The organism is Candidatus Omnitrophota bacterium, from assembly GCA_028699255.1.
Classification (GTDB): Bacteria; Omnitrophota; Gorgyraeia; order 2-01-FULL-45-10; family 2-01-FULL-45-10; genus FEN-1322.
In genome coordinates, this window is the sequence record JAQVUX010000015.1 from 1 (window position 1) to 6,003 (window position 6,003).

1 protein-coding gene is annotated in these 6,003 nt (G+C 46.1%); it reads right to left on the reverse strand.

Features of this window, described 5'->3' with window-relative positions; all coding sequences use genetic code 11:
* On the reverse strand, positions 1-6,003 hold a 6,003-nt coding region (locus tag PHS46_08130; protein MDD3906468.1), incomplete at both ends, for a hypothetical protein.

Below are 6,003 nucleotides of genomic sequence, written 5' to 3' on the forward strand. Positions count from 1 at the left end.
CGCCCTGTGTAATATTAACGGCTTGCGTGGCGCTGTAACCGGCTCTCCATAACGCATTAGCGGCATAACCGGATAAGTTAGTAAGGCCTGCCGCGCCCGCAGTGGCAAGGCTCAAGCCGTAACCTACTCCTATCGAGCCTGCCACGCCGCCCAACATACCCGCGAACGAGGCTGGCATTCTCTGGTCATACAGGTCTCTACCGGTTACCCAGGCATTCAGGCCATAACTTGCGGCGGTCACACCGCCATAAGCAAGGCCTGTGTATCCTGCTACAGCCATTGAATTACCGATGGCGGCCAGTACGGGCGACGACGCGCCCCCTGTCAAAAGCGTCGCGCTCGCTATTGCTCCGCCGGCTAATCCTCCCTTTACGGCACCCCAGCGAACTTCTGCATCAGTCGCTTTCTCCAGCGGCGTGCCGACAAGGCCGCTGTAGAAAGAATACATGGGTATGTTGTACAGATCTCCTATGGCGATTTCCCTCGCGATGACATTGCCGCCTGCGGCCCTGGCGAGTGTCGCGAAATCGATCTGGCCGCCAAACCCATCCGGACTCGTGGGATTGGAGATTATTAGAGAGGCGTATTCTGTTATCGTGGGCATCCTGTCCTGTCCTGTGTAATTTGTGAAAAGGCGTTGAGCCGCGGCGGCGCCTTCGGCCTGCGAGAATGTAACGGCGGTGATATGGTAAGCTTCACATTGCGGGCTTTGGAGTATCGCTATGGCTTTGTCGAGGTTACCGGCGGCCATCATAGCCTCATAGCCTTCGGCTATCTCCCGGGCTTCGAAAGAGTATAGCCCAGCGCCTATCCCGAGAGCCTGGCGTACGTCGATCGTGGTTACAGCAGGGTTAACTGTCATCCCCATCGCCCCGACAATCGGAGCGTCCGTCATCTTATGTAATGTGTTTCCGCTTATCTTCAAGACATCGCCCAGAGAACTACCTGCGCTTAGAAGCCTTAACGCTTCCGTGCTATTTTGTATTCCCTGCGTTTTAGCCTCTTGAGACAGCTGACACATTGGACTATTGTAATATTCGATATCCTGACGAAGCAATGCGGCATACTGTTCCCGCGCAGTCGTTTCATCCCCGCCCAGTCCGAGATATTCATTAATATTGGCGTGATAGTCGAGGCATTTCGCGATCTCGGCCCCGAGATCATAAACCGCCTCTACTTTTTCTGCGGTTCCTGTGCCGTGGGTTACGAATATCTGCCCTAATTTCGAAGCGGCCGCCATTAGTTCGGCTCCGGAAAACATATTTCTTTCGAGACCTTGACGCAGAGCCTTGAGTTCTGCCAAATGTGAAACATTATCCGCCGTGGGAGGATTGATAAGACCTTTTTTGTCTCCGATCATATTGTCTAATAAACGCATGATCTTATCGCCGGCGCCGGGATTCGCCCGCAACTCCATACCATTGGCAAAATAATTATCATTCTCAACCAGCTTCCCGTCTATAACAACGTATGGCTTATTATCGGCCGCACTCAGTATTGCGATAATCTGTTGGTCAGCGCCCATCTTTAATACAGCCCCCATTAGCTTATCGCCTGAATATACAAGCATGGGATGGCTTGCGTTAAAGCTTGCCACGAATGCCTTATCGGCGGCTGATGATGTTATGCCGGAGGTTACCGCGATCTGCTGTTGTTTTAAGATCACGGCGAGGGAGCCGAGCTTAGCCTGGGTTTCCTTGGTATAGATGGAGCCTATGGCAGTGCCGTTAGAAGCATTTATAATCTGATCGGAACTATTCCTGTAATACTCGACCGTCTTGCCGTCCGAACTTAATTTTTCTACGGTTCCCATGCAAATATTGGTATTACCGTTTATAAGGACTTGCGTTGCGGTATTCCCGATTTTAAACCCTACCACGTAAATGCCTGCGTCCATCGGTACTTTTATATCTGTACTCGCTCCTATAGCGAGACTACCCTTAGTCCACATCATAAAGTTACCAGTTGTTCCATTCAAATTGAATGAATTACCGTTAGCCGTTATGGCGACCTTCATACCGGCTATCGTAACCGAAGTACCGTCCGGCGCGGTATTGAAGGAGCTGTTGAACTTAATAATAGTGCCCTCTGTTATAGTCACCTTGTTCATCTGGCCCTGGCCGGAGCTATTTGTAATATAAGTGCCTATAGAGTTTACCCCCATCTCCAAGACCTGCGATTGCGATCCTGTGGCTTTGCCTGCAGTGCCCGTGCCGGAAACGGCTTTCAATTCATTATTGTAGAAACAATCCCCGGCGGCGACTGTAAACTTAAAATCCACCAGATCAAAGGTAAAATCAGCATTAAGTTTGATCGACGCCTCGGTGAAGCATACCTTTTCGTTAGCAGTGACTCCCTTCATGGTGAGATCCGTTACGCGGATACCTCCCGCGCCGATCGTCATATCCATTACCCCCGAAACGCTGAGATTTCTACCATCCACGATAAGGTTTGTCTTGCCGGAACTGCCAAAATCGAGTTGCATGTGAACCTGGCCGGTGGCATCGACAAAAGGCGAGCCAACCAGGTTTATGTCATTCCTATCCGCCGCGCCCATCACACCCATAGCCGCGTTCAAGGTAGCCCCTATTTTATTTAGAGTTTCAAAATCGTTATTCGCTATAGCACCCTGTATCATCGACTGGAATTCATCCGAAGAAGTAGTGCCGATAAAAGACTGTAGCTCGTTATTTGCGGCCTTCATCGCGGTGGCTATATTATTATCGCGGAGATCCGGCACATTGGTCTCCGCCGACTTAGCTTCAACACCTACCTCGTTGTCGGGTAACACTATGATCACTGCGCTGAAACCAGCTTCTTTGCCGGTAGAGACAGTCTCGGTAATCTGGGCATCCGCTAAAGGATTCTGTTCGAAAGCGCTATTATTGGTATTCAGAACCGCTGTATCCGGGATAAGGTCGGCGATATCCGACCCTGAAAAGATATTGGCGAGTTCAGCCATGGCGAGTTCACTGTCGGTACGCGTATCCGCTCCGCTGATAGCTTCGGTTTCCGATCCGGCATCGGGTTCGGACGATGATGATATCAATTCTATAACGACAGGTTCATAGTCCGCAACTGGACCACCTCCAGCATTACCGTCATGAAGATTGGCTTCGGGCGTAAGCTCTATATCGGTCGGATTCATTCCATCCGGCATATTTTCCGGGTTTGGATTGAACGCCCCAACGCCCTCTAAATCCGGCTGAATTTCGTCCGCATTAATAAATTCGGATTCAGCAAGTTCGCTCTCTCCAAGTCCTACAGCGACGTCTGGCGTGGCGTCCAAAGCTTCGAATATAGCCATTGAGGATGCTTCTTCTTGCGCGATAACATAAGGATCGGTTCCGCTCTCAGCAAAATCATTATAATAGTCGTAGCAGGACTCTATGAGCATATTCAATTCTGCGTCTACTGCCTCGTTCAGAATGCCCTCGCTAAAATCCTGCCGGAACGTTTTCGTGAATTGCTCATTCTTTATATTTGTATTTATTGTGTCGGCTTCGCTATTACTTGAGTCTGTCGCCGCCATTGCTGTTTCTACGCCTGTCTGGACAGTCTCGTTAGGTAACGTCATTACGGCAATATCCGGCTCGAATGTTAATACTCCATTGTTTAATGTAGCCTGGCCTGTCGTGACATTTTCCAATTGTGGTAGAGACAATAATTCGTTTAGAAGCGCGCCATCTACTCCTGCCAATGACTTCGCCCCCGCATTCTCAGCTACCCCTGCCGCCGGCTCTATACCTGCGCTCTCAACTGTCCCGGCAAAATCCTGTTCAAGCGTCGACTCAATATACACCACAGAGCTCGTCGTTATTATATCGGTTTCAGTTTCTACCGCGGCTTGATAATTTTCTTCGAGATTAAATGACGTTACATCTAATCCTGCTTCATACGAATAAGTTTTTAAGGTTGCCGATTCGATAAATTGCGTTGTGGTTTCAATGGTGTTATCTATATTTAAAATAGTATCAGGCACAACATCCAAATTATCTAAAGCTCCTGTTAATGTAACTAAATTATCCACCTCAAGCCCAGGTATTGTTTCGTTGGCAGTATCAATGCTGGAGTAAAAATTCTTCAGAATAAATAATCCCGTATCGGCGCCTGTTATGGATTCAGCTTCCGTAATGTCATCCATATTATCTGGCTGGAATGACTCTACAAATTCATTTCCCCATATACCCGAATCAGACATATTAAAGACATCTTCGTTGAATAACTCCAATGCTAAAGAAGCATCTATAAAAGAATCCGATAAAATATAGTCTTCTGCGTAAGAAGACTCCTGATCAAGAACAAGCTCGATAGAAAGCTGTGAGTTTTCAAGCATTATGTCATTATCAGATGAGATATTATCCTCCATCCCCCCACCTATCGCGTCCTGGAATGTCAGGTTAGCACTCGTAAATGGAAGGACGAATCCTTCTATACTGTTAAACATATCGCTTAAATCCAAAGAAGCGACTTCCGGCCCACTATCATATGGGTTGATCACAATATCTAAGCTACCCTCAAAATCCTCAAATTCTGCACTCAAATACTCACTCGTATCGGTTCCCTCTATTTCAAAACCGTAAGAGATAGTACTATCTGTTGTCTGTGTATCCGTAAAATATGAATCTAGCGCGATATCTAAGTTACTACTAAAGACCTCGGGATTCTCCATACTGTCAACAGATAATGACTCATAGCCCATAGTATCTAAGGATGCGATAAAATCTGTCATATCAATACCCATATCTGTTGTCAAATCACTTGATAATATAAGCGATTCAAAGGACGGTGTAGAATCAATACTAACAGCAGGCGCGAAATCCACCTCCACATACTGTTGATAAGTCATAGGATCATCGACCGATATCGTTACAGATGGAGTTTCGGCAATATTAATACTTGTCATCTGATAATCCGGCGTAAGCAGAACGGTTGATGCCCGCTCATTATCAAAAGTACTACTTAACGCTTGTATTGTCTGCGTCGATAACATATTGTCTGCATAATTTTGCGGCGCGGATTCTACTTGACCGATATCATATATCATCGAGTCGCCATATAAAGCATTGGTCGTAGATATGGCGTCGTTTGTTTGCAAAGAAACATATTGTATTTTATCGGTATAGCTGGACACAGTGTTATCAACTCCCGATAGATTATTCATCCCAGGAACACTTTCTATGGTCGAGGCATAAAAGAGGCTGGTGTCCGATCTGGTATCTAAAGTAGTATCGCTCGGAACAAATCCACCAATATTTGTATCTTTTAAGGTTCCAACTCCTCCTACCGGCATGTTTAAGTTGTAAGAATCTATGGTTAAATCCCCTGCACTGCCTAGAGATGTTGATGATAAAGCGACAGAAGATGCTAAATCGTTAAAGTCATTCATCTCAGATTCAGGTGTAGATATATTTACATTAGGGTCAATATTACTTATAGACAATTCTTCGATTGACGCAGGATTTGCCGACGCCATGATATCGCTGTTGATAGTCGGCGATTCGGGAATGGAAAAAGTCGTAGTGGAATCGAATCCGTCGGAAGGAGTTTTGTCTATCCCCGACTCTATCCCAGAAAACCCTGATGACATTAGTTCTATAACGACGGATTCGTAGTCTTTAATCGAACCTTCGATGGGATCATCAGTAAGAAGGGTTGGTTCGGATGTAAAAAATGATTGCTCGGGCAAAACCTGGCTATCGGCAGTAAACCCAGTATCGATGCCATCATAAATAGTAGCGATCTCAGGAAACGCATAAACAAGAGCTTCTTCTCCAGCGGGAATATCAGAAGTAATATATTCGTTATAGATTACAGTCCCGCTGTCTATAATATAACCCTCATAAGAACTGAAATCATCGTAGTAAGAATCAAAATCATAAGAACTGAAATCATCGTAGTAAGAATCAAAATCATAAGAACTGAAATCATCGTAGTAAGAATCAAAATCATAAGAACTGAAATCATCGTAGTAAGAATCAAAATCATAAGAACTGAAATCAT